Raw genomic sequence first — 23793 nt, forward strand, 5'->3', positions numbered from 1 at the left:
GATGGCGTCCGCGAAATCCAGTTTTCTTGACAAAGTTCTGGGCCGGATTGGCCGCCTGGACACGCACGGCCTGCAAGCGGTCGTGCAACGCCTGGCGCGCGAGCGCAGTTTCCTCGAAACGTTGTTTAACACCATCGAGGACGGCGTTCTCGTCGTGGATGAAGACGGAGAAATCATCTATCTGAATCAGGCGGTGGCCAATTTGCTCGGCGTGCAACCGGGAGCGGCCGAAGGCCAGCATATCTCCCGATATCTCCCGCAGTTGAACTGGCAGGAACTGACCCATTTGGATCGCGCCGGGGGAAGAAAAGTGATTCGGCATGAATTCGAGATCTCCTATCCGCGAGAGCGTTTTGTGCGGTTGTATGCCGCGCCGTTGGACGGAGAGACCATTGGCAGCGCCGGTCTGGCTTTGATCCTGCACGACGCCACGGAAGCGCGGCAAAAGACGTTTGAAGCCATCGAGAGCGAACGCATTCAGGCGCTCACCTTGTTGGCCGCGAGCGTGGCCCACGAAATCGGGAACCCTCTCAACGCGCTCAACCTCCATCTGCAACTCATGGAGCGCCAGCTCAAGAAGCTCAAACGCCGGTCGAGCCGTTTTCCGCGGAACGGGGCGGCTCAGGCCAGGGTTGAGGAACCTCTGGACCCGGCCGAAGTCGATGAAGTCGCCGGGAAGCTGGAAGAATTCCTGAGTGTCGCCAAGGGCGAAATCGAGCGGCTGGACTACATCATCACGCAATTCCTGCAGGCCATTCGCCCGACTCAACCCCAGGTCAAGATGGCTTGCCTGAACGACGTCGTGCACCAGACTCTGGATTTGCTCCGCCTGGAATTTGAAAACCGCGGGCAAACCGTCCAGGAAAAACTTGCGCCTGCGATCCCCCAGGCGCCCATCGATCCTCTCCAGATCAAGCAGGTGCTGGTGAATCTGGCCAAGAACGCAATGCAGGCCATGAGCAAGGGCGGCATCCTGACCGTCCAAACGGGCGCGACCCCGGATGAGGTCTGGGTCAGCCTCTCCGACACCGGCCGGGGCATTCCCGAAGAGCAACTCAACCGCATCTTCGATCCGTTCTACACGACCAAAAAGAAAGGGTCGGGATTGGGTTTGATGATCGTGCAACGGATCGTCCGCGCCCACCGGGGCATCATTGAACTGGATAGCCGCGTGGGCCGCGGCACGACCTTCCGAGTGCGGTTGCCGCTGCGGGAACGCCAGACGCGTCTGCTGGAGTCCGGCCGCCATGATTAAGCACACGTTGCTCATCGTCGATGACGAAAAGCCGACCCGCGACGGCCTCCGGGCGGCGCTCGAAGATCGCTACGATGTCTATGTCGCGGATGACGCGCCCGCCGCCGCGGCGCTGTTGGAGCGAGAGAATTTCGACGTGCTTTTGACGGATTTCCGGCTGCCCACGGACGACGGCATGAAATTGATCGCGCTCGCCAAGTCGCTTGCCAAACCGCCCGTGTCCATCCTGATGACCGCATACGGCTCGGAAGAAGTGGCGGTCGAAGCCATGAAGCGCGGGGCTGACGACTACATCGCCAAAGGCCGGTTGCAGATTGACGAGCTGGAAATGCGGATCGAACGCGCGCTGCGGCGCCAGACGCTCGAAACCGAGAACGTCTCGCTGAAACAGCAACTCGACAAGAAGTTTGGGCTCGAGAAAGTCATTGGCGAATCAACGGCGATGCACCAGGTGTTCGACGTGGTGCGCCAGGTGGCGCCGACGAAAGTGACGGTGCTGATCCAGGGCGAAAGCGGCACGGGCAAGGAACTGATCGCGCGCGCGATCCATCAACTCAGTCCGAGGGCGCGGCAGCCGATCGTGGCCGTCCATTGCGCCGCTTTGTCGCCGACTTTGCTGGAAAGCGAACTCTTTGGCCACGAGAAGGGCGCGTTCACGGGCGCACACGAAAGGCGGATTGGCCGGTTCGAGGAAGCGCAAGGCGGCACGTTGTTCCTGGATGAGATTGGCGAGATCGATCCGGCGATTCAGGTCAAGCTGCTGCGGATTCTGGGGGAGCGAACATTTGAGCGGGTCGGCTCGAACAAAACCCTGACGGCCGATGTCAGACTGATTGCGGCGACGAACAAGAACCTGTCCGAATCGGTAAAGGCTGGGAAGTTTCGTGAAGACCTCTTTTTCCGTTTGCGCGTGGTGGAAATCTGGCTGCCGCCGTTGCGCGAACGAGTCGGCGATATTCCGCTGCTGGCCGCGAGTTTCTTGAAGGAATTCGCGCGCGAACACAGCAAAGGCGTGAAGGAATTCAGTCCGGAGGCCGTGGATGCGCTCATGAAGTTTGGCTGGCCGGGGAACATCCGCGAGCTGCGCAGCGAGATCGAGCGGGCGGTGGTCTTGTCGCAGAAAGAACGGATTGATCTGGCGGATCTTTCGCCCTCCGTTCGCGCGGGACTGGACCGCTCCGTAACGCCAGGGGCCAATGTCTTGCTGGCCCAGAGCGATCTGACAGTCCAGGAAGCGGAGAAACAACTCATCATCCGCGCCTTGAAAGAAGCAAACGGCAACCGAACTCTGGCGGCCAAACGAATCGGCATCAGCCGCCGGACTCTGCATCGCAAGCTGCACACGTACCATCTGGAAGGATTCGAATGATACCCGGCATTCAGGAATGGATTCATAGGTTCGAGGTCGGTGAAGGCACGCGCCACGTAAAGCTGGTGGCCGTCATTCTGGGCCTGCTCGCCTTGGCCGCCTTTTACGATGTCCGCAACTTTAAGAACTTTGCGACCCAGGAGGCCATGGATACGGCGCAGCTTGGGCGGAACATTGCCGAAGGAAAGGGGTTCACGACGGATTTCATCCGGCCGTTGAGCATTCATTTGATCCAGAGTCACCGAGGCGATGACAGTTCGGTTCTCAAGGAGCGCTTGCCCGATTTGTCCAATCCGCCCGTTTACCCTCTGTTGCTAAGCGGACTGATGAAAGTCCTGCCCTTTCGGTATGAGATTCCGGCGAGCACTCGGTTCTGGCGACATCAACCGGAGATGCTCGTCGCGTTTTTCAACCAGGCGCTGTTTTTCCTGGCCGTCTTCCTGGTTTTTCGGCTGGCGCGACGGTTGTTTGATGAAGCCGTGGCCTGGGTCTCCGCGCTGATCTTCGCGGGCACTCATCTGTTTTGGCGACTCAGCGTCTCCGGGCTTTCCACCCTGCTGCTGGTGGTGCTGTTTCTGGGCTTGATCTGGTGTTTGATCGAGGCGGAAGAAAAAAACCGCGCGGAGGTCCGAAGTACCGGGTGGTTCATCGCCCTGGCCCTGGCTGCCGGCGCGCTTGTGGGGGTCGGTGGTCTCACTCGCTACTCGTTTGGCTGGCTGATTCTTCCGGTCGCGGGTTTCTTTGCGATCTACTTTGGGCCGAAACGGGGCGCGCTCGTCGCTGCCGCACTCGGCGCTTTTCTGGTTATCATGGCGCCGTGGCTCATCCGCAATTATCAGATCAGCGGCACGCTATTTGGAACCGCGGGATTTGCGATCTACCAGGGAACCACGGAGCCATTGGAAGGGAACCGATTGGAGCGTTTCCTCACCCGAGAAGTGGACGCGGAATTAGGGCGAGTCGAAGCCGAATCCTTCATTCGCAAACTCTTCGTCAACTCCAGTGCCATCCTCGAAAAAGAACTGCCCACCCTGGGCGGAAGCTGGACCACGGTCTTTTTCCTGGCAGGGCTGCTCCTCCCCTTTCGGAACGCGGCGCTCAATCGGATCCGGCTGTTTGTGGTCATGTGTCTGGGCGTTCTCGTCATCGTCCAGGCCCTGGGGAAAACCCATCTCAGTACGGATGTTCCGGAAGTGAACTCGGAAAACCTCCTGGTGTTGCTCGCGCCGATGGTTTTTGTCTTCGGGGTCGGAATGTATTTCATCCTGCTGGATCAGGTGAACCTGCCCTTCCCTCAGTTGCGATCGGCGGTAACGACGGTTTTCGGCCTGGTGGCTTGTTCGCCGCTGATATTTGCGTTGCTCCCTCCCAAACCGCACCCGCTTGCTTACCCCCCGTACTGGCCTCCCGTGATTCGGGCGGACATCGCGGAGTGGATGCGGGAGGACGAGTTGATCATGAGCGACATGCCGTGGGCCGTCGCCTGGTACGGGCAGCGGCAGTCAGTTTGGGTGACTCTTGACGCGCCAGACGATACGCGCCCTGCCATCACGAGTGATTTCTTCAGGATCAATGATGGTCAGAAGCCAATCTACGCGCTCTACCTGACGACGTTCACGAGCGACGCGCGGTTCTATTCGCAGATTTTGAAAGAGAAGCGGTACGACTGGGGCAAGTTCATGGTGGAAAGTCTGGCAAAGCACAACGTGCCGAAAATCTTTCCGTTGAAGAAGGCGCCTTCCGGTTTTATGCAGAACGGACAACTCTTTTTGGCGGATCGCGTGCGTTGGAAGGAGTCCACGCATTAACCGTCTGGAGAGAGATTTGCCAAGATTTCTAATTGACAACCCATTCCTCAAAACGTAAAAAAGACGCACTTCAAGAGAACGGTTCTTGGGCCAATTTAGTTGAATTTAGGACTTACGATATGAAAAGACTACTCACATCGGCGGGGTTAGTTGCGTTTGGAGCGGCCAACTTGCAAGCACAGCATGCAGCCGCGCCTCAGTTGACCTCCCTCCAAACTACTAAGCCCTGGAGTGTTTCCGCGTCGTTGCGCGGATTCTACGATGACAACTACGTCACTCGGCCCTCGAGTTCTCCCACCGGCCTGAGCAAGACCGACAGCTTTGGATTTGAGTTGAATCCTTCGGTCGGATTCAACTGGGTCCTCCCTCAAACTTACGTTGGACTGAGCTACTCCTACGGTTTGCGCTACTACGAAGACCGCGAGAGCAATAGCGCCGACCACACTCATCAGGCCGATCTCAAAATCAGCCACGCCTTCAGCGAACAATACAAACTGGACGTCAATGATTCGTTCGTGGCCGCACAGGAGCCCGAGTTGCTGGCCAAGCCAGGCGGTGGAATCCCGGTGCCCATCCGGGTTGAAGGCGACAATATCCGCAACACCGCGACGGCGAATCTGAACGCGGGGCTGACCGAAAAGCTGGGCGCGTTGATCGGTTACTCGAACACTTACTACGATTACGAGAAGACCGGCGTCGGCAGTCTTTCCGCCTTGCTCGACCGGACCGAGCACCTCTTCACCATCAACGGACGCTGGCAGGCGTTGCCAAGCACCGTCGGGATTCTGGGATACCAATACGGCATGAACCATTACGACGAGGACCAGACCATTGGCTTCTTCCGCGATGTCCCGGTTCGTAGCGACGCTCGCGACAGCACATCCCATTACATCTACGCCGGAGCCGATCACAGCTTCAATCCTCAGTTGAATGGTTCGCTCCGCGCGGGCGCGCAGATCACCGATTACGACAATATTTCGAGTGATTCAAAGGTCATTCCTTACGCCGACGCGAGCGCGACCTGGACTTACAACCCCGGCAGTTATGTGCGCCTCGGCGTCCGGCATACACGCATGGCCACCGACGTCGCCTTCATTACCGCGGCAACTCCAACGCTCGACCAGGTAGCAACTACGGCCTACGGCGAAGTCAATCACAAGATCACCGCCAAGTTGAACGGAAACCTCATCGCCCAGTACCAGCGCGGGACTTTCGAGTCGGGCGGCGCTGATGACAAGTCGGAAGACCTCTTCTTGATCGGCTTGAATGTTTCTTACGAAATCAACAAATTCCTCGCAGCCGAAGCGGGTTACAACTACGATCGTCTGAGTTCAGACCTGGATGATCGAAGCTTTACGCGCAACCGCGTTTACATTGGAATCCGCGCGACTTACTAGAAAAGATTGAACATTAGTCTGGGAGGCTGGATCGAAACTTCAGCCTCCTTTTTTTTCCTATGGAAGCACCGAAAACACCGAATACATCGGAAGCAAAACTGCACTTTTTGGATTACTGGCGGATCATCCGCATCCGCAAGACCGTGATCCTCGCCGTGTTCCTTCTGGTCGTCCTGACCACCACGGCCGTCACCTTCATCCTGCCCGAGTCCTTCTCGAGCACGGTGCGAATCGAGGTTAACAAAGACACGACGGATATCGCCCCGCTCCTTCTGGGTGTCCCGACGCAGAACACCTTCGATCCCTACTTCATCCAGACAGAGTTCGAGAAGATCAAGTCCAAGACTGTGCTCTACCAGGTCATCACGAACTTGGCACTGACGAATGTCATTTCCAAAGCGCTCAATACAGAGGGTATCCTGAGGGTCTCAGAGGTGTACCCATTTTTGCTCCGGCAGATTGATGTCCGTCAGTCGCGCAATACGAGCCTCATTGAGATTCGGGTTTATGACGAGGACAAGAACTTGGCGGCGGCTATTGCGAACGAGATCGCGGCCGTGTATCGGAAGACACGCGAGGAAAGATCCGGGAGAGCGTCCGAGGAGAGCATCGCGGAACTGGCAAAGCAGCTCGCCCTTCAAGAAGTCGCCCTCACCAATGCCCAGAACACGATGGATGATCTTCGCAAACAGCTCGGAGTCGCTGACATCGACGCCGGAGGCGGACTCCTGACCGTGGAACCAGAAATCGTCCGCATGGTCTCGCGCGATCGCGTTGGAGCGCAGTCTCTGTATGCTCAATTCAAAACGCTCTTCGACGAACTCAGTTCGTTGCCTAAAGAAGAATTGCGCCGGGTCATCCCGACGGCTTCACCGGATCCACAGTTGTCTGATCTGCTGAGCAAACATGCGCAAGCCGAGGTCGAATACGCGTCCATCTTCAAGGAGTTGGGAGACAAACACTCTCGGGTCGTTTCACTGAACGCCATCATAACCAACCTGAACGGGCAGATTGACGCTCGATGCCAGGGCATTCTCAAAGGCCTGGCAACTCAAGCGGCCGTGCATGCCGCCCGGATTGAGGCTTTGGATAAGGAAGAACTCCGTGCGAGGACAAAAGATGCGGATCAAATGGAGAAGTATCGGCCGTACTTCCAGGCCAAGCGCAACGTGGACACTCAGCAGCGCATCTACGAAACGATCAAACTCCGCATTCTGCAAGAGACGGTCGATAAGGCTCTGCCCAAGAAGTCGATCGTGCAAGTGATCGACAAGGCCGAGGCGAGCTTGCGTCCCGTCCGCCCCAACATACCGCTCAATATTGCTCTCGGCGTGATTGTCGGATTGCTCATGGGCTTTGGCCTCGCCTTCTTCATCGAATATCTGGACACGAGCGTGAAGACGATCGACGACGTGGAGCGCGCCGTCCAGGCGCCCGTGCTCGGCGTGATCCCGCAAAACGTCGGCGCCTTGATCGAAGAAGGGCCGGAAAGCCCGCACGCGGAGGCCTATCGTGTCCTTCGCACCAATATCATGTTCGCCCGCAAAGAGTCGAACTGGAACTGTTTGACCGTCGTCAGCGGCGGCGCTGGCGAAGGAAAGTCCACGACTATTTTCAACCTGGCGACCGTCTTCGCGCAGAACGGCCAGCGCGTGCTGATGGTCGATTCCGACTTGCGCCGTCCGAGCCTCCACAAGCTGTTGAACGTCTCCAATTCGGCCGGCCTGACCAACTTCCTGCTCAACCAGGTCGGCCTGGAGCAAGTCATCCAGACGACCAGTTTGCCGACCTTGCACTTCCTGCCGAGCGGCAAACTGCCGAGCAGTTCGCTGGGCGTGCTCAACTCGCCGCAGATGAAGGAGTTCATCACGGCCGTCAAAGCGCGCTATGACTTTGTGTTCTTCGATTCGCCCCCGATCATGGGCGTAAGCGACGCTTCGATCCTGGCCAGCGTCGTCGATATGTCGCTGCTCGTGATCCAATACCGCAAATACCCGCAAGCCATGACCATCCGCGCCAAGCAAATGGTGGAAAAGGTTGGCGGAAACCTCCTCGGTGTCGTGCTGAACAACATCAACATCTCCCAGGATTCCTACTACTACTACTACAGCGGCTATTACTACGATTATTACTCGAAGCACGACGACAGCGAGTCCTCGCCCAAGAAAAACGGCGAAGCCAAGACGCCGGCTTCAGATCGGGGTGGTCTCGAGATCAAACAAAAATATTAATTGTCCTCCGCCGGTTCTATCGTTAAGTAGTCGTGGCCATGAATTCACTTTGCAGCGGCACCGCCGCACTAGCACGTTTATCTGTTCTTTTGCTGCTCGCCCTGGTTTTCGCGGGATGCGAGACGCCTGGCGGTCGGAACCCGAAACCCAACGACCAGGCCGGATCACCGGACTTGCTGCAGATCGGCGACGCCGTCTATATCAGTTTCTCCGGCGTGCTTGATCCACCACCGAAAGTCGAGGACCGGATTCGGCAAGACGGGTGCATTACCTTGCCATTTGTGGGCGACCTCAAGGCCGCGGGTCTCACGCGGGAACGGCTTCAAAAAAGCATTACTGAGGCATATGTCCCCGGTTACTACAAGCGCCTGACCGTCAACGTGAACCTATCTGATCGTTTCATTTATGTGCATGGACAGGTGAGAAGAGAGGGAGCTATCGATTACAGACGAGAAATGACCGTGCTTCAGGCGATCTCTGCCGCCGGCGGATTCACCGACTTCGCTAAAAAATGGGAGATCACCGTGACCCGCGCTGACGGACAAATCATCACCGTGGACTGTGATCGCGCACTCAAGCAACCCGACCTGGATGTGACGGTCTTTCCAAACGACAAGATTTTCGTGCCTCGGCGGATCATCTAAGTGATTCAATTCCGATTCCTGACCGGAAGCCATTCCGGCACATTCCACCGCATCGCACAGTTTCCCTGTTCCATTGGAAGAAATGCCTCGGCGGATATTCGCCTGGAAGACTCCGGCGTCTGGGATCGCCATCTGGAAATCGACCTGAGCTCAGACCGCAGTTTTGTCCTTCATGCACGCCCTGAGGCATCCGCATTCGTCAACGGTCAGCGGACCGAACAGTCGATCTTGAAGAACGGCGACCTCATAGAAATCGGCGCCGCCAAAATTCAATTCTGGCTGGATCCCACGCGTCAGAAAGACTTCCGACTGCGCGAGTTCTTCACCTGGATGGCCCTCGCGATCCTGTCGGTGGGCCAGGTCGCTTTGATTTACTGGCTTCCCTGGTAGGAGTTCACTTCGTTCCGCCGGCCAGAATGGTCTGGAAGTGCGGCGGCTGCTCTTCCCGGGCGACGACGCTGATCTCGATTCTTTTGAATCCGGCGGCTTCCAGCCATCGCTGCAGGTCGCTTTCGCGAAATCCCAACCAGCGGTCCCCATACAGATCGCGGGCTTGCTCGAAAGTGTGTTGAAGAAGATCCAGGACCATGAGCTGTCCACCCGGAACGAGAAGCGTGTGCGCGCTTTGAATGGCGCGTTCCGGGTTCGCGGCGTGATGCAGCGCCTGGCTCAGAATCACGAGATCCACACTCTGAGGATCGATCGGCGGCGTTTCCAAATCTCCCAGGCGGAATTCGAGATTCTTGAGACCATTCTTCTTCGCCTTGCTCGCCCCAAAGGCGATGATCTTCTCCGAATTATCGACCGCGATCACTTTCTTGGCGCGACGCGCCAAAAGTTCACTCAACAAACCTTCACCGGCGCCCAGGTCCGCGATCACCAGCGGTGGAAGCACCCGCAAAAGCAGTTGGCCAAACGCCTGCCAGGATCGGCCCGGACCGTAACTTCGGTCGAAGCGCCCCGCCACCTGGTTGAAGAAGAGTTGCGCCTGCTCGGTGCGGCGGTTCAGAATGCGTTTGAGGTTGATCTGATCCGCCGCGTACTCGTCGATTTCTTTGGCGCCGCGAACCGCCAGTTGGATGAATTCGCGCGCCATCCCATTGGCCGCGGCGCTCAGTTTGTAAAAAGTCCGCTTCCCGTCGCGCCGTGATTGGAGCAGCCCCGCTTCTTGCAGCAAACCCAGGTGCGTGGAAATCCGCGATTGCCCCATGCGCGTGATCTCCTGGAGTTCGTTGACCGACAACTCGTCGCGCTCCAGCAGAGCCATGATGCGGAGCCGCGTCGGGTCCGCCAGCGCGCGCAGGGATTTAAGGACGCGCGACATGTTTTCGTCTCCGCTTCGAGATTGAGGTTCGCCCTTGGCGCACTTGCCTAACCATCTGCCGGAACAATGTCGTCAAAGCTTTTCGACGACCAGAAGAAACCGGCAGAGTGGCTATGCGGTCTGCCAAAATCATCGGCTTGATCAGTCGGCTGCGAAGCAAGGCTTCTAGATAAGAGCGATCCTTTTCACGTCCCGCAGCCAGTTTGCTCGCTGCCAGATCGTGCAGTTCAAGACACCATCCCGTGACACCACCTGTGCGTTTCGTCCGGAAAGGAATTAGCCGTTCCGTCCATCCGTCCGGGAGCGAGGCCAGTTCAGGTGTGACACAATCGACGAAGAAGCCATTCTGTCGTGAGAAATCGGACCGAGCGCCAAGTTGGGTCACAAGAAGCGGCAATGCTTGGGGATTGGCGCGCGGATATAAGTCAACCTCTTGCGATCTCAGACAAACTCCAGGCGGGCGTGCCACCATGCCCAGAATGCACTGACTGCCAAAAACGATAGAATCCCACTGATGACCATGAGTCCAGGGTGGTTTGAGTCGCGCGGTCTTTTTCATACCGTGATCTTAGCGCAGCTTGATTGCTGGGTCTCAACCCCTCAGAGCGTGTCCGAAAATTGCGCGGGGTCCTGCGGCGAGGGATTTTGGCTGTGGCCAAGGCGGCGAGGTCCGAGCATCCCCAACGCGGGCTGTAAGGACCGAGCCAACGCAGGCCACGGACAAAAGACCCGCCGCCCGGAGGGTTTTCGCGCCAAAGGCCGCCTGGCTTCGTTGCTCCTCAGTCGAAGATCCAGGGAGGATATTCTCCTTCGTCGCGCCTCGCCATCCGGCCTTTGGCGCGAAAACAGGACCCCGCGGAATTTTCGGACACGCTCTCAAAGATTTTGACACTTGAGGGTTGACGAAATACAAAATTAAAATATCTTCCTATCCTGATACGTCAATATGTATCTCTTAAAATCACCTCGAATCTGAATGAGCAAAAACTACATCTTCTCCTCCGAGTCCGTCGGCGAAGGCCATCCCGACAAGGTCTGCGATACGATCTCTGATGCCGTCCTGGATGCTTGCCTCGCGCAGGACAAATTCAGCCGCGTCGCTTGCGAGTGCTACGCCAAGAGCAACCTCGTCATCGTCGGCGGCGAGATCACGACCAAAGCCAGGCTGGACTACAACGCCATCGCCCGCCAGGCCATTCGCGAAATCGGCTACACGCACGACGACGACGTGTTCCACGCGGATCGGGTGTTGATCATGAACGCGATCACGCAACAAAGTCCGGACATCGCGCAAGGAGTGGATGCTCGTTCGGCCGAAGGCAAGGAGACTGCCGAGCAAGGGGCTGGAGACCAGGGATTGATGTTCGGCTACGCCACCAATGAGACTCCGGAATTGATGCCCGCGCCCATCATGTACGCCCATCAACTTGGCCGCGAACTCAATCGCATCCGGAAGAACGGAAAGGTGAAATGGCTGCGCCCCGATTCCAAGACGCAAGTCTCCGTTCAGTACGTGGACGACCAGCCTGTCCAAATCACCAACGTGGTTGTCTCCACTCAGCACTCCGCCGATGTCAAGCACCGCACCATCAAAGAATTTGTCATTGAGGAGGTCATCAGAAAGGTTCTGCCAAAGCATCTGCTCCGCAAAACCACTAAGTTTCTCATCAATCCCACCGGCCGATTTGTCGTGGGCGGGCCGCAAGGCGACACCGGTTTGACCGGACGCAAGATCATCGTCGATTCCTACGGCGGGATGGGCCGTCACGGCGGCGGCGCCTTCTCGGGCAAGGATCCCTCCAAAGTGGACCGCAGCGCGGCTTACATGGGACGCTACGTGGCAAAGAACATCGTGGCTTCCGGCCTCGCGACCAGCGCAGAAATCCAGTTTGCTTACGCCATCGGCCATCCCGATCCCGTCAGCGTTTGCGTGAACACGTTTGGCACGGGCCTGGTTCCGGATGATTTGATCGAGAAAGCCGTGTGCGAAGTGTTCAGTTTCAAACCGGCGCACATCATCCGGCAGTTGGACTTGTTGCGCCCGATCTATTCGCGAACCACCAACTACGGCCACTTTGGCAAAGTCGATGACCTCGAAAGCATTTCCTGGGAACGCACAGACAAAGCCGCGGCCCTGAAACGCGCCGTGAAATGAGCCGCTATCGCCTGGAATACCCCAATGCAACGATTTAACGTTTTAACGATGTAACGATTTAACACCTAAGGAATCATGCCCTCGATCAAACTCCCTCCCTCGCGCAAGTCTAAAACCGCCAAGGCCGCCGCGAAAGTCAGCGGCAACGGAAAAGGCAACGGCTCGCCCAAACAAGATTTCTACGTCAAAGACCTTTCGCTCGCGGACCTGGGCCGCCGCGAAATCGAAGTCGCCGAGCAGGAAATGCCCGGCCTCATGGCCATCCGCCGCAAATACGGCCCGCAGAAACCGCTTCTGGGCGTTCGCGTGTCCGGCTCGCTGCACATGACCATCGAGACCGCTGTTCTCATCGAAACCCTCGTCGAACTGGGCGCGTCCGTTCGTTGGGCAAGCTGCAACATTTTTTCGACCCAGGACCACGCCGCCGCGGCCATCGCTAAAGCCGGGATTCCAGTCTTTGCGTTCAAAGGCGAATCGCTGGAGGAATACTGGCGGTTCACGCTCGACGCGCTCACGCATCCCGGCGGCAAAGGCCCGCAATTGATCGTCGATGACGGCGGCGACGCCACCCTGTTGCTCCACAAGGGCCACGAGATGGAGCAGGGCGACAACTGGGTCAACACGCCGAGCGACAGCCACGAAGTCGCTGTGGTCAAGGACCTCCTGAAAAAGTGCGCGAAAGAACGCCCGGGCTGGTTCACTCAGGCCGTCAACGAGTGGGAAGGCGTTTCCGAAGAAACGACCACCGGTGTGCATCGCCTCTACCAGATGCTCGAAGCGGGAAAACTTCTCGTGCCCGCCATCAACGTCAACGATTCCGTCACCAAGTCCAAGTTCGACAATCTTTACGGCTGTCGTGAATCTCTCGCTGACGGACTCAAGCGCGCCCTCGGCGTGATGATTGCCGGCAAAACCGCGTGCGTTTGCGGTTACGGCGACGTCGGCAAAGGCTCGGCGCACAGTTTGCGCGGTTTCGGCGCGCGCGTCATCGTCACGGAGATCGACCCGATCAATGCTCTTCAAGCGGCGATGGAAGGCTTCAAAGTCACGACCATCGAAGACACCCTTGGCGAAGCCGACATCTACGTCACGACCACCGGCAACTGCGACGTCATCACGGTGGACCACATCCTCAAAATGAAGGACCAGGCGATCGTCTGTAACATCGGCCACTTCGACAACGAGATTCAGGTGGAACGCCTGAACAACGCCAAAGGCGTCACCAAGGTGAACATCAAGCCGCAGGTGGACCGCTACGACTTGCCCGGCGGCAACAGCATTTACTTGCTGGCCGAAGGCCGCCTCGTGAACCTGGGTTGTGCCGAAGGCCATCCCAGCTTCGTCATGAGCAACAGCTTCACCAACCAATGCCTGGCGCAGCTCGATCTCTGGTCAAACAAGGACACCTACCAGATCGGCGTCTATCGGTTGCCCAAGAAGCTCGACGAAGAAGTCGCCCGGTTGCACCTGGAAAAAATTGGCGTCAAGCTCACGAAGCTCACGAAGAAACAAGCCGGCTACCTCGGCGTCCCGGTGGATGGGCCTTACAAACCAGACCATTACCGGTACTGACTACTTGATTCCGGCCAGCCGGTCCTTCCAAATCTGGTAAAGCGTCACGGTCGCTCGCACGTCGCGCAGGCAATATTCGGCGATCTCGCGGTAGCGGCCCTCCGCCAGCAGCGCGTTCACGTCCAGGCCCGTCACGCCGTGGCTTTTCGGTGAATCGATGCCGAAGGCTTTGCAGTAAAAATCCAGATTGAACCGCCGCGCCGCGCCGTCGCGTCCGCTCACGCCGTAAAAAGTCAATTGTTCCGCCAGATCGCAATGCGGATCAGTTTGATAGCGGTAGCCGAGCCAGTCCTTGCGCGAAATCGGCACGTTCAAGATGGCGGAGCGGAGGTAGAGAAACGGCACGTCAAACGAGCGGCCATTGAACGTCGCAATCGATTCGTAATGTTTGGCCACGTCCCAGAACGCGGTTAAGATCTCGACCTCGTCCACGCAGGGCACGAATTCGACGGGGCCGCCTTCTTCGGCGTCGGCTTCAAAATCCTCCGCCGTGAACAGCACCTGGCCGCGCGACGTCTCCGCGTTCAACATCGCGATGCACACGATCTGGGCCGTGAAAGGATACAGGTTCAACTGATGCTGCAGCTCAGCCTGCCGGGCCTGACGGGCGGCTTCGTCGGGAATCTTTTCGGCGTCACGAAACAAATACTCGATTTGGACTTCGTCGAACGATTCCAGGGGAAGCGCGGAGGTTTCGATGTCGAAGACGAGTATCGCCATGCAAGAAAGAGGGTGAAAGGCGGCTTCAATTCAGTCAAAGAGAATTGGAGTGAATTGGCGGGCGATAGCACGGCTGGTTCAAGAATGCCATCGGAGCGCGGCGTTCACGCCGCTTCCTCCCAGGAAAGTCCGGGGTGTTGCGATTTTCCAAAGCCCACAATAATTTCGGCGCCGAAGCGGCATACTGATCAGACCGTGGGAATAGAATACATTTTGCCAGGAGGGATTTTGGCCAGCCGCGAGGAGCGCGCGAAGCGGTGTATCCCTGCGATCCACAACGAGCGAGCGACGAAGCGGCGGGCCAAAAGACCCCTCGCCCTGCGGGTTGCGCCGCATTTGGGCTCTGGCTTCGTTGCTCCTCAGTCGAAGATCCACCAGGGATATTCTCCTTCGTCGCGCCTGAGCCCAAATGCGACGCAACAAAGTGTATTCTATCCCACGGTCTGATCAGTAAATGCCGCGCTCCGACGTATTGCGAAGCAACACGAATTGAACCCACTCCTTCCTCTCCCGGGAGGGAATCTCGTCGAAAGCGATCTGAGCGAAGTTCCCCTCCTGAGAGGGGAGAAGGAGTGGGTGCTTCCCTGGAAAAGAACCATTCGCCATTTTCCCTTCGACCAGCCGGATTTTGCTCACTAACTTTTCCCGCGTGCCGAGCGATTCACAACTCACTCCGATGACGGCGCAATACCGGCGCATCAAGGCTGAATTGCCGCCCGATGCCTTGCTCCTCTTTCGCCTGGGCGATTTTTACGAGATGTTTTTCGAGGACGCTCAGATCGGCGCGCAGTTGCTCAACGTCGCGCTCACCAAACGCGGCGTCATTCCGATGTGCGGCATTCCTTACCACGCCGCGAACGCTTACATCGGGCGCTTGCTTAAGGCCGGCAAGAAGGTCGCCATCTGCGATCAAATGGAAGACGCGCGCCCCGGGCAGTTGGTCAAACGCGAGGTCACTCAAATCCTCAGCCCCGGCACCCACCTGGACGACCGCATGCTCACCGCCGAGCGGAACAATTATCTCGCGGCCGTGTATTCTTTGAGCACCAGCTACGGACTCGCCTTTGTCGATTTGACCACGGGCGATTTCAAGACGACGCAACTCGACTCCGAGGCGGGCCTGTTGAGCGAACTCGAACGGGTGCGTCCGGCAGAAATCATCTTTCCGAACGAAGCCGCCGCCGTGCGCGCGCTGCTCCAAGGCCGTTGTGCGGTGATCAACGGCTACGACGATTGGGTCTTCGCGCCGGAAACCTCCCAGTTCACACTTCGCGATCATTTCAAGGTCAGTTCGCTCGATGGATTCGGCTTGAAGGACCGGACCGCGGCTGTCGGCGCCGCCGGGGCCGCGCTGCACTATCTGGCGCAGCATCTCCGGCGGGATGTCGCGCACCTGACGCGCCTGTCGTGCTACGAGTGCAAGGATTATCTCGTGCTGGACGCCACCTCGCTGAGGAATCTGGAAATTCTTGAGCCGCTCCATCGCGACGCACCCCGCAACGCCTGCCTTTACGGCGTCGTGAACCGCACAGTCACGCCGATGGGCGCGCGGCGGCTTCGGGAGTGGCTCACGCAACCGCTCGCCGCGGCTGCTCCAATCTGCGCCCGCCAGGAAGCCGTGCAATCCTGGATCGAGAATCCCGCCGGTCTGGAGCGTTTTCGCCAGCATTTGAGCGAAGTGCGGGACATGGAACGCACCCTGAGCCGGTTGAGCGTGGGCACGGGCAACGGACGCGATCTGGCGGCGCTGCGCCTGGCATTGGAACAGGTGCCAAAACTGCGCGACGCGCTTGGCGAGGTCATGAAATGCAATTCCACTGATCCCTCGGGAGGGGCCTTGCAAGAACTCGCCTTCGAAGCGCGCAACTCGTCCAACGTAGGGCAGGCTTCCAGCGTGCCAGTTCCGGAAACATCCAACTGCATGAACGACGGGGCAAACATGCCCCGCCAACCGGCAGACAAGATGTCTGCCCTACATGAAGGCCCGTTGCCGTTGCTCGCCGAACTCACCGGCCAGTTATGTGATTGTCCTGACCTCGCCGACTTGATCGCGCGCGCGATCGTCGATGAGCCGCCGCTGGCGGTGAAGGAAGGCGGCATTATCCGGGACGGCTTCGATCCGGGCCTCGATGAGCTTCGGCGAGCCATGCGGGAAGGAAAAGATTGGATCGCCAAGTTGCAGCAGCAGGAGATCGAACGCACCGGGATTCCTTCCCTCAAAGTGCGCTTCAATTCCGTGTTCGGCTACTACATCGAAGTGACCAAAACGCATCTCGAAAAAGTGCCCGCCGACTACGTGCGAAAGCAAACTATCGCCGGAGGGGAACGCTTCATCACGCCCGCGCTCAAGGAAATGGAAAGCAAGATTCTCGGCGCTGAGGAGCGCAGCGTGAAACTGGAATACGAACTTTTCCTCCGCGTCCGGGAAGCGGTGATCGCGCGCTTGCCGGAAATCCAACAAACGGCGCAAGCGCTGGCCCAGCTTGACGTGCTGGCCGGCTTCGCGGAAACGGCGCGGTTCTTCAACTACTGCCGCCCCGAAGTTGCTCAAGAAGGCGCGCTGCAAATTCGCGACGGGCGTCATCCCGTGCTGGACCAGGTCCTCGTGGAAGAACGCTTCGTGCCCAACGACACCGAGCTTGATCTCGCGAGTCAGCAAGTGGGGTTGATCACGGGACCGAACATGGCGGGGAAGAGCACTTACATTCGGCAGGTCGCTCTGCTCACGCTGCTGGCACACACGGGCTCGTTCGTCCCTGCGAAACAAGCCCGCATCGATCTGGTGGATCGCATTTTCACGCGCATCGGCGCGAGCGACGATCTGGCGCGCGGGCAATCCACGTTCATGGTCGAGATGAGCGAGACAGCGAACATCCTGAACAATGCCACGCGAAACAGCCTGATCATTCTTGACGAAATCGGGCGCGGCACCAGCACGTTTGACGGCTTGAGCCTGGCCTGGGGCATCGTCGAGCACCTGCACAATCAAGTCGGCGCCAAGACGCTGTTCGCGACCCATTATCACGAACTGACGGAACTGGCGAGGCGCCTGGCTCGGCTGCGCAACTTCAACGTTGCCGTGCGCGAGTGGAACGATCAGATCATTTTCCTGCGCAAAATCGTCGCCGGCGGAACGGACAAAAGCTACGGCATTCAGGTAGCGCGGCTCGCGGGCGTGCCCAAGAGCGTGCTGACGCGGGCCAAGGAAATTCTATCCAATCTGGAAGAATCGGAACTGACGCCGGAAGGGAAAGTGCGCTCCACGGCGCGACATCGCGCCGAACGCGAAAGACTGCAAAAGCTTGCGCCCCCGCCGCAACTGGATTTGTTTGGCAACGCGCCCGTCTGAGCCGCCAGCTTTGAATTGGAACAGGAGTTCAGGATCACGTCTGAGTTGCCGGGACCGAGGGTTTGGAGCAGTATTCAGCCGCAGTGTTCAGCCTGTGCCGCTCGATTCGAATTCAGTTCTTTGCGTCCCTGCTTTTTGTCTTGAGCCTGCCCTCCGGCCGGGCCGCCCCTCTGCAAACGCCGGACGACTCCGAATTCACGGTCCGCACCTGGCGGTGGAGGACGGGCTGCCTTCCAATTCGGTGCTGGCGATCACGCAGACACCCGGCGGTTACCTGATCGGAGAGTTCGCCGGGCGGGTCCGAAAAGTGTCGCCCTCCGTTATCACGGCCGCAATCGACATCAAGCCCGGCACGTATCCCAATGCGATCAACCTCGGCTCGAACGGCGCGATCCCTGTGGCGATCCTCAGCAGCGCTGACTTCGACGCGGCAACCGTCAATGTTGCGACCGTCACGCTCGCGAGCGCGCCGGTCAAGATACTGTGCAGACCGTGGGATTGACGACAGATCGACCGGAGAACCGTAGCGCAGATTTTCAATCTGCGGTATCGCCGATTTCCAATCGGCGGGGCGCCGGCAAGTCCCAGCGGGCTCGGACTGGGAGACGCCCCGCAGAATACAATTCTGCGATACGGCAGAGTGCAACTCCGCGCTACGAGCTTTGTCGTCCATCCCGCGGACCAAGCAGTAACAGGCAAAGGCAAATACCTCGCTTCCATCCAGGACGTAAATGGCGATGGGAGACTCGACCTGGTCCCGCACGTGGACACGACGGCGCTCGCGTTAACCGGAGACGCAGCCGTGGCCGTGCTCGAGGGCCGCACATTGACCGGGCAAGCGATCCGCGGCACCGACTCGGTGCGCCTCGTGCCGTAGTTCCGTGGAACCACCGAACCATTTATCCACCCATCCGAAATCCCCAAAAATCCGACCGACCGAAGAAATGATGGCCCCATGAAAACCAACCGGACCATGAAGACGGCCAACCCCGTAGCGCAGAGTTGCACTCTGCCGTATCGCCGATTTGCAATCGGCAGGGCGCCGACAAATTCCAGAACCCTCGACTGCGCCAGCGTCTGGCAGAGGTTCTTCGCTTGTTTCGAGGAACGCTGTGATCAGTAATGAACGCTCCGTTCCCCCTCACCCCGGCCCTCTCCCTTGGGGAGAGGGTGAGCCAATCGCCACACGTCTCCCGACCCGACGTTCCGGACTTGCTCCAGCGCGGCACACGAAGTTCCGTCCTCACGAACCTGATTCAACCACGGATTAAACGGATCACACGGATAAAGCGGATAAAGCCGCTTCTCCATCCGCGAAATCCGTGAAATCCGTGGTTAAAGAATCTGTTCAGGGCGCGACGCTGGCCTTCGCGCTCACATGTGTGGTCAGCACCCTACCGCCCCTCCGTGCCGAGGTGCCGGGCGTGATCCGAGTTCAGGGCACGCTGGAGGTCAAAGGCAACCCGCACAACGCAAGCGCCTATTTGAAATTCGCCATCGACCACAGGAACCTTCACGGAACCGGTCGAGTCACAGGAAAGAGAGCGAAAAGGGGACGTAACTCCCCGGCCAATGACCACCAGGACAAATCCAATCCAAAGCGAAGTCTTGGCGCGGCGCTTCATTCGCCCCAGCCCACCGGGGCGGGGCGGCGCCTGGCAGGCTGCGGCGTTGCTCGTCGGTCACAGCCTCACCGGGGGGCTGCTCCCTCCTCGCGCCTTGCATCCGGCCAGGCGGCGCTCCCGCCAAAACCCCAAGTTATTTTTGAGCAGACCCTTAACAAGTGATGGCCCGGTTAGCAAGACTTCAACCTGTTCCGTTTCAAACCGGTAACCCGCAGCAAGCATCAGCTTTTGCACTCTGTTTTCGAGCGATGTAGCGCAGGCTTTCGAGCCTGCGGGTTCACGGAGCTTTCCAGCTCCGTTTCGCGAACTGCGCCGCTAGGGACTGGAAAGTCCCCTAACCGGCAGGCCGGAAAGCCTGCCCACAACGCCACCACAACGCCACTGTTCCGACATGCAATAAGGTGAAATACGCCCTACCCAAACCGTTCTTTCCGTCTCTTCCATCTCAATTTGATTGATTGTTCCGCGAGGACTGGCCAGGATTCCACTGTTCGGCTCCAGTTCGAAAAGCGTCGAAGGAAATGGTCTGCCGGTTTTCGGCGCCTGTTCAACTGAGCCTGGCGATAGCAATTATGACGAAGACGCTGGTGTTCTCTGCTCTGGGCCTGCTGATCCTGGCGTTCGGCTTCACCTGGCTCGTGACGTTCGTTCGGTATCGGATCACACCTCGGCATTTCAAGGTCACTTTGTTGGGAATCACCCTGCGCCGAGTCCGCCTGGAGGATATTGAATCGATCACCAAACGGCGTCCGGTGGGTCTGGCGGAAAACTGGTGGAGCACCCTCAAGCCAAGCCACCGCACACTGGTGATTCGCCGCCACCGCGGCTTGATCAAGAACATCGTGATCACCCCGCGAAACCGTTACGTTTTCAAGACCAGCCTCGAAAAGGCGATCCAACAGAAGGACGCTCCCGCCGAGGAAGTGGCGGAACGGGTCTTCGTTGTGACGGATTGATTGCCCTTAAGGTAGGGCGAGCCGGTCCCCAGCGAGCCGGATCGGACGTGTTCCAAGCTCGTCGAGCGGCTCGCCGGGGCGGACTCGCCCACCTTGCTCAGGGTGCGTGTGCAAGCTCTCCGTGAAAAACCATGCTCATTAGCGCAACAGCCTTCTGTTTGTTGAGCGGCCCGGCGGTAGCCGCTGAACCTCTGGAGTTGCGGTCTCACGCCGCTTTGGAAAAGGCAACCGCGTTCATGCGCTCCATCTCCACCGAAGGCGGCTTTCTCTGGAGGTATTCGGAGGACTTGCAGGAGCGCTGGGGCGAAAACAAAGCCACGCCTTCGCAAATCTGGATCCAGCCGCCCGGCACCCCCAGCATGGGCCAGGCTTTCCTTCGCATCTACGAAGTGACCAAAGACCAGCGGTACCTCGAGGCCGCGCAGGCCGCCGCAAGCGCGTTGGCTCGCGGACAACTTGAATCCGGCGGCTGGGATTACCTGATCGATTTCGATCCGGCGAAAAGCTCGCAGTGGTATCGGCGCACCGACAAAGGCCAAATCGACGAGGATCAAGCGGCCGGCAAGAGAAACATTACCACCTTCGACGATGACAACACTCAAAGCGCGCTCCAGTTCCTGATGGCCTTTGTGGAGGCCGCGCCGAGCAAGGATGCGGCAGAGGTCCGGACAATCCGTGAGGCGCTGGAATACGGCCTCGCGAAAATGCTCGAAGCGCAGTATCCGAACGGCGCGTGGCCGCAACGCTATAACGGCAGGCCGCGCGACCTCGGCAAATATCCTGCGCGGCGCGCGACGATTCCCGAGTCGTTTCCTCGCGAGCATCCCAGATCCGATTACGCCGGCTTTTACACGCTGAACGACCACACGCAGCGGGATTGCATCCGGACCATGCTCGAAGCGTTCAAGCAGTTCGGGGACCGCAAATATCTGGAGGCGGCGCTGCGCGGCGGCGACTTTCTCGTCGCAGCGCAATTGCCGAATCCGCAGCCGGCCTGGGCGCAACAGTATAACTTCGCCATGAAACCGGCCTGGGCCAGGGCGTTCGAACCTCCCTCGGTCTGCACGGGCGAAAGCGCCGGGGCGATTCGCACTCTGATCGAGCTCTACCTCGAAACCGGCGAGGAGAAACTCTTGAAGCCCATTCCGGCGGCGATCGATTGGTTTCAACGTTCGCGGCTCGGCCCGAACACCTGGGCGCGGTTCTACGAACTGGGCACCAACAAGCCCATCTACGGCGATCGCGACGGCAAGATTCACTATCGCCTCGATGAAATCAGCGAAGAACGCCGCCGCGGTTATGCCTGGCAAGGCAACTTCAACATCCCGGCGACCATCGCTTACTTCGGGGAAGTCCAAAAGGCGGGCCGTCAGGCTTACATTGCCCGACGCGAGATCAAGTCTCCCCAAACCGAGGCTCAGCGCGCTGCGCTGGAGAAACAAGCCGAGCAAGTGATCGCCGCTCTGGATGAACGCGGCCGCTGGATCGCCAATGGCCGAATCGAAACGCGCGTCTTCATCCGCAGCGTGCAAACGCTGTGCGATTATCTGGAATCGTTGCCGTAACCAGAGTCGTGAGTGATCAGTTGTCAGTTGTCAGTCAATTGACACTCGGCCCGTCGGCACTCAAGGCGCTGTTTCACGCATCACGTTTCACGTTTTAACCCATTCAAGCTTTTAACGATTTAACGCCAACGAAATCCTTCACGCCTATGTCTGCGCCGAACACAGAAACAAACGCCCCCCTGCTCGTGCTCGCCGCCAGTTTCTTGGGCTGGCTGTTTTCGGGGGTGCAGCTTGGCCTCATGCCGCTGGCGTCGTTGTCTGTTTCGAAGAGCCTCATGGGCTCGGCGTTCAACCATGCCATCGCCGGCGATTGGTTCGCGCGCTACACGGCGGCGATCATGTTCGGCGCGGCGATTGGGGGGATTCTGTTCGGTCAACTCGGGGATCGTTTCGGACGCGCGAAGGGTTTGGCGTGGAGCGTGATTTGTTACTCGGTGTTCGGAGGGCTTGGCTACTTCGTAAACAGCCAGGAGCAACTGCTCCTGCTGCGGTTCCTGGTCGGATTGGGGATTGGCGGCGTGTGGCCGAACGGCGTCGCGCTCATCGCGGAGTTCTGGCCGGATGTCTCGCGGCCCACCCTCGCCGGCATTTTCGGAATGTCCGCCAACCTCGGCGTGTTCGTCATGTCCCAACTCGGTTCTTTCAAGCAAGTCACCCCCGAATCGTGGCGCTGGCTCATGCTGGCCGGAGCAACACCCGTTATGCTGGGCCTGCTAACGCTGCTCATCGTGCCCGAATCACCCAAATGGCTTGCGGCACGTGAAGCCGGCCAGGGAGCGAAAGCCGCGGCGCCGATGCGGGAATGTTTTCGTCCGCCGTTGCTCCGGCTCACGCTCATCGGGATTTGTCTCGGCGCGATTCCGCTCATCGGCGCGTGGGGCGCGAGCAAATGGATGATTCCGTGGGCGGACAAACTCGGCGGCGAAGCGGGATTGCCGGGATACAAAGCCACGGCCCAGGCTTACTGGGCCGTCGGCGCGGTGCTGGGCAGTTTGCTGGGCGCGCACATCGCCAATAGGCTGGGCCGCCGGTTGACCTACTTCCTGATCAGCCTCGCCGCCACGCTCATGACGTGCGGAATTTTTATGTTCATGAAACCGCTGCAAGGCGGGTTCCTGCCGGCGATCTTCGTGCAAGGCTTCATCGCCACCGTTTTCTTCGGCTGGCTGCCGCTTTACTTGCCGGAGCTGTTTCCGACTCGCGTGCGGGCGACTGGCACAGGCGTGAGCTACAATTTCGGGCGATTCGCCTCGGCGGCGGGCGTGCTGGGCGCGGGCGCGCTCATGCAATTGTTCGGCGGCGACTACGCCAAGGTCGGCACGATCACGAGCTTGATTTACGCCTTCGGGATGTTGGTGATTCTCTTCGCACCGGATACGACCGGGAAGAAACTGGAATGAACCGGCGAGCACACGCGCCCTCGCGAGTTCCGACCGGCGCCTCGCCGTGGGTGTTTGCGTAGCGCAGATTTGAAATCTGCCGTATCGCTCTCACCGGCTTGGAGCGCGCGGATTCCTTCACCACCGGCTCAAACGCATCTTCGTGCCGTTCGTTGCCGGGATGGTTTTGATCGTGCCCGTGGTCCTTGAGCTTCTGGAAGCGCGGCTGGACCACCTTGCGCCAGTGCACCTGTGGTTTCTGGAGTATCTCCTGATCTATTACACGACCGCTCTCGTGGGCGTGGGCCTCAGGAATTGGACGCTCCGCAACCGCGATCTGGAATGGTTGGACAGGTTGATGGCAAGCTTGCTGGGAGTGGCATGGAAGCCGGTGGCCCGTTGGTAGCGCGAAGCGCTGCCGAACGCGGAGAAAATGCATCGATA

Annotated in this window: 20 protein-coding genes; 16 read left to right on the forward strand and 4 right to left on the reverse strand. The window is 58.8% G+C overall.

Features of this window, described 5'->3' with window-relative positions:
- Window position 1 precedes the first annotated feature (1 nt).
- From FJ398_00095 to FJ398_00125, 7 genes are all read left to right on the forward strand, one after another.
- Entirely contained in the window at window positions 2–1255 is a 1254-nt protein-coding gene (locus tag FJ398_00095) for a PAS domain S-box protein (GenBank protein MBM3836360.1), read from the forward strand.
- Entirely contained in the window at window positions 1248–2624 is a 1377-nt protein-coding gene (locus FJ398_00100) for a sigma-54-dependent Fis family transcriptional regulator (GenBank protein MBM3836361.1), read from the forward strand. Before FJ398_00095 ends, FJ398_00100 begins: the two co-directional genes overlap by 8 nt.
- On the forward strand, window positions 2621–4432 hold the full coding sequence (locus tag FJ398_00105; protein MBM3836362.1) for a glycosyltransferase family 39 protein: 1812 nt from the start codon (window positions 2621–2623) through the stop codon (window positions 4430–4432). Before FJ398_00100 ends, FJ398_00105 begins: the two co-directional genes overlap by 4 nt.
- A 119-nt stretch (window positions 4433–4551) precedes the next feature.
- Window positions 4552–5829, forward strand: a complete 1278-nt coding sequence (locus FJ398_00110) for a hypothetical protein (GenBank protein MBM3836363.1) — start codon at window positions 4552–4554, stop codon at window positions 5827–5829.
- Window positions 5830–5888: 59 nt separating this feature from the next.
- A complete protein-coding gene (locus FJ398_00115; protein MBM3836364.1) occupies window positions 5889–8060 on the forward strand; it encodes a polysaccharide biosynthesis tyrosine autokinase in 2172 nt (723 codons plus the stop codon).
- 38 nt (window positions 8061–8098) lie between these two features.
- Window positions 8099–8704 carry a polysaccharide export protein gene (locus FJ398_00120; protein ID MBM3836365.1) on the forward strand — a complete coding sequence of 202 codons (606 nt, stop codon included), beginning with the start codon at window positions 8099–8101 and terminating at the stop codon, window positions 8702–8704.
- Complete coding sequence (locus FJ398_00125; protein MBM3836366.1) at window positions 8705–9094, forward strand: FHA domain-containing protein; 390 nt, start codon at window positions 8705–8707, stop codon at window positions 9092–9094.
- Window positions 9095–9098: 4 nt separating this feature from the next.
- On the opposite strand, the gene FJ398_00130 is transcribed toward FJ398_00125, so the two are convergent.
- Both FJ398_00130 and FJ398_00135 read right to left on the reverse strand, forming a co-directional pair.
- Window positions 9099–10028: a metalloregulator ArsR/SmtB family transcription factor gene (locus FJ398_00130; GenBank protein MBM3836367.1), complete on the reverse strand. Its 930-nt coding sequence runs from the start codon at window positions 10026–10028 to the stop codon at window positions 9099–9101.
- Entirely contained in the window at window positions 10012–10587 is a 576-nt protein-coding gene (locus FJ398_00135) for a hypothetical protein (GenBank protein ID MBM3836368.1), read from the reverse strand. The genes FJ398_00130 and FJ398_00135 overlap by 17 nt, the downstream gene beginning before the upstream one ends.
- Window positions 10588–11004: 417 nt before the next feature.
- Between FJ398_00135 and FJ398_00140 the strand changes: the two genes are divergently transcribed.
- Entirely contained in the window at window positions 11005–12183 is a 1179-nt protein-coding gene (locus FJ398_00140) for a methionine adenosyltransferase (protein MBM3836369.1), read from the forward strand.
- A 75-nt stretch (window positions 12184–12258) separates the two neighbouring features.
- Complete coding sequence (locus FJ398_00145) at window positions 12259–13755, forward strand: adenosylhomocysteinase (protein MBM3836370.1); 1497 nt, start codon at window positions 12259–12261, stop codon at window positions 13753–13755.
- On the opposite strand, the gene FJ398_00150 is transcribed toward FJ398_00145, so the two are convergent.
- Window positions 13756–14475, reverse strand: coding sequence for a hypothetical protein (locus FJ398_00150; GenBank protein ID MBM3836371.1), 720 nt, complete (start codon window positions 14473–14475; stop codon window positions 13756–13758).
- Between the two features lie 676 nt (window positions 14476–15151).
- Between FJ398_00150 and mutS the strand changes: the two genes are divergently transcribed.
- The 3 genes from mutS to FJ398_00165 all read left to right on the forward strand — a co-directional run bounded on the left by mutS (window position 15152) and on the right by FJ398_00165 (window position 18701).
- On the forward strand, window positions 15152–17824 hold the full coding sequence (gene mutS, locus FJ398_00155) for a DNA mismatch repair protein MutS (GenBank protein MBM3836372.1): 2673 nt from the start codon (window positions 15152–15154) through the stop codon (window positions 17822–17824).
- Between the two features lie 94 nt (window positions 17825–17918).
- Window positions 17919–18326, forward strand: a complete 408-nt coding sequence (locus FJ398_00160) for a hypothetical protein (protein ID MBM3836373.1) — start codon at window positions 17919–17921, stop codon at window positions 18324–18326.
- 138 nt (window positions 18327–18464) lie between these two features.
- Entirely contained in the window at window positions 18465–18701 is a 237-nt protein-coding gene (locus FJ398_00165; GenBank protein ID MBM3836374.1) for a hypothetical protein, read from the forward strand.
- A 239-nt stretch (window positions 18702–18940) separates the two neighbouring features.
- Here the strand turns inward: FJ398_00165 and FJ398_00170 are convergent, their stop codons facing one another.
- Complete coding sequence (locus tag FJ398_00170) at window positions 18941–19135, reverse strand: hypothetical protein (GenBank protein MBM3836375.1); 195 nt, start codon at window positions 19133–19135, stop codon at window positions 18941–18943.
- A gap of 886 nt (window positions 19136–20021) precedes the next feature.
- Between FJ398_00170 and FJ398_00175 the strand changes: the two genes are divergently transcribed.
- The 4 genes from FJ398_00175 (at window position 20022) to FJ398_00190 (ending at window position 23755) form a co-directional block, all read left to right on the forward strand.
- A complete protein-coding gene (locus FJ398_00175) occupies window positions 20022–20405 on the forward strand; it encodes a hypothetical protein (GenBank protein ID MBM3836376.1) in 384 nt (127 codons plus the stop codon).
- A 131-nt stretch (window positions 20406–20536) separates the two neighbouring features.
- Window positions 20537–21970, forward strand: a complete 1434-nt coding sequence (locus FJ398_00180) for a polysaccharide lyase (protein MBM3836377.1) — start codon at window positions 20537–20539, stop codon at window positions 21968–21970.
- Between the two features lie 146 nt (window positions 21971–22116).
- Window positions 22117–23370: an MFS transporter gene (locus tag FJ398_00185; protein ID MBM3836378.1), complete on the forward strand. Its 1254-nt coding sequence runs from the start codon at window positions 22117–22119 to the stop codon at window positions 23368–23370.
- A 142-nt stretch (window positions 23371–23512) separates the two neighbouring features.
- The gene (locus FJ398_00190; GenBank protein MBM3836379.1) at window positions 23513–23755 is read left to right on the forward strand and encodes a hypothetical protein; all 243 of its coding nucleotides are present in this window, start codon (window positions 23513–23515) and stop codon (window positions 23753–23755) included.
- The last annotated feature ends 38 nt before the right edge of the window (window positions 23756–23793 follow it).

The organism is Verrucomicrobiota bacterium, from assembly GCA_016871535.1.
Lineage (GTDB): Bacteria > Verrucomicrobiota > Verrucomicrobiia > Limisphaerales > SIBE01 > VHCZ01.

Bases quoted from the DNA above. Each gene is read 5' to 3' on its own strand.
- FJ398_00135 (MBM3836368.1), bottom strand. From the start codon at position 10,587: ATGAAAAAGACCGCGCGACTCAAACCACCCTGGACTCATGGTCATCAG.
- FJ398_00150 (MBM3836371.1), bottom strand. From the start codon at position 14,475: ATGGCGATACTCGTCTTCGACATCGAAACCTCCGCGCTTCCCCTGGAA.
- FJ398_00100 (MBM3836361.1), top strand. From the start codon at position 1,248: ATGATTAAGCACACGTTGCTCATCGTCGATGACGAAAAGCCGACCCGC.
- FJ398_00180 (MBM3836377.1), top strand. From the start codon at position 20,537: ATGCTCATTAGCGCAACAGCCTTCTGTTTGTTGAGCGGCCCGGCGGTA.
- FJ398_00115 (MBM3836364.1), top strand. From the start codon at position 5,889: ATGGAAGCACCGAAAACACCGAATACATCGGAAGCAAAACTGCACTTT.
- FJ398_00140 (MBM3836369.1), top strand. From the start codon at position 11,005: ATGAGCAAAAACTACATCTTCTCCTCCGAGTCCGTCGGCGAAGGCCAT.
- FJ398_00185 (MBM3836378.1), top strand. From the start codon at position 22,117: ATGTCTGCGCCGAACACAGAAACAAACGCCCCCCTGCTCGTGCTCGCC.
- FJ398_00175 (MBM3836376.1), top strand. From the start codon at position 20,022: ATGACGAAGACGCTGGTGTTCTCTGCTCTGGGCCTGCTGATCCTGGCG.
- FJ398_00095 (MBM3836360.1), top strand. From the start codon at position 2: ATGGCGTCCGCGAAATCCAGTTTTCTTGACAAAGTTCTGGGCCGGATT.
- FJ398_00110 (MBM3836363.1), top strand. From the start codon at position 4,552: ATGAAAAGACTACTCACATCGGCGGGGTTAGTTGCGTTTGGAGCGGCC.
- FJ398_00170 (MBM3836375.1), bottom strand. From the start codon at position 19,135: ATGGAGAAGCGGCTTTATCCGCTTTATCCGTGTGATCCGTTTAATCCG.
- FJ398_00120 (MBM3836365.1), top strand. From the start codon at position 8,099: ATGAATTCACTTTGCAGCGGCACCGCCGCACTAGCACGTTTATCTGTT.
- FJ398_00145 (MBM3836370.1), top strand. From the start codon at position 12,259: ATGCCCTCGATCAAACTCCCTCCCTCGCGCAAGTCTAAAACCGCCAAG.
- mutS (MBM3836372.1), top strand. From the start codon at position 15,152: ATGACGGCGCAATACCGGCGCATCAAGGCTGAATTGCCGCCCGATGCC.
- FJ398_00130 (MBM3836367.1), bottom strand. From the start codon at position 10,028: ATGTCGCGCGTCCTTAAATCCCTGCGCGCGCTGGCGGACCCGACGCGG.
- FJ398_00105 (MBM3836362.1), top strand. From the start codon at position 2,621: ATGATACCCGGCATTCAGGAATGGATTCATAGGTTCGAGGTCGGTGAA.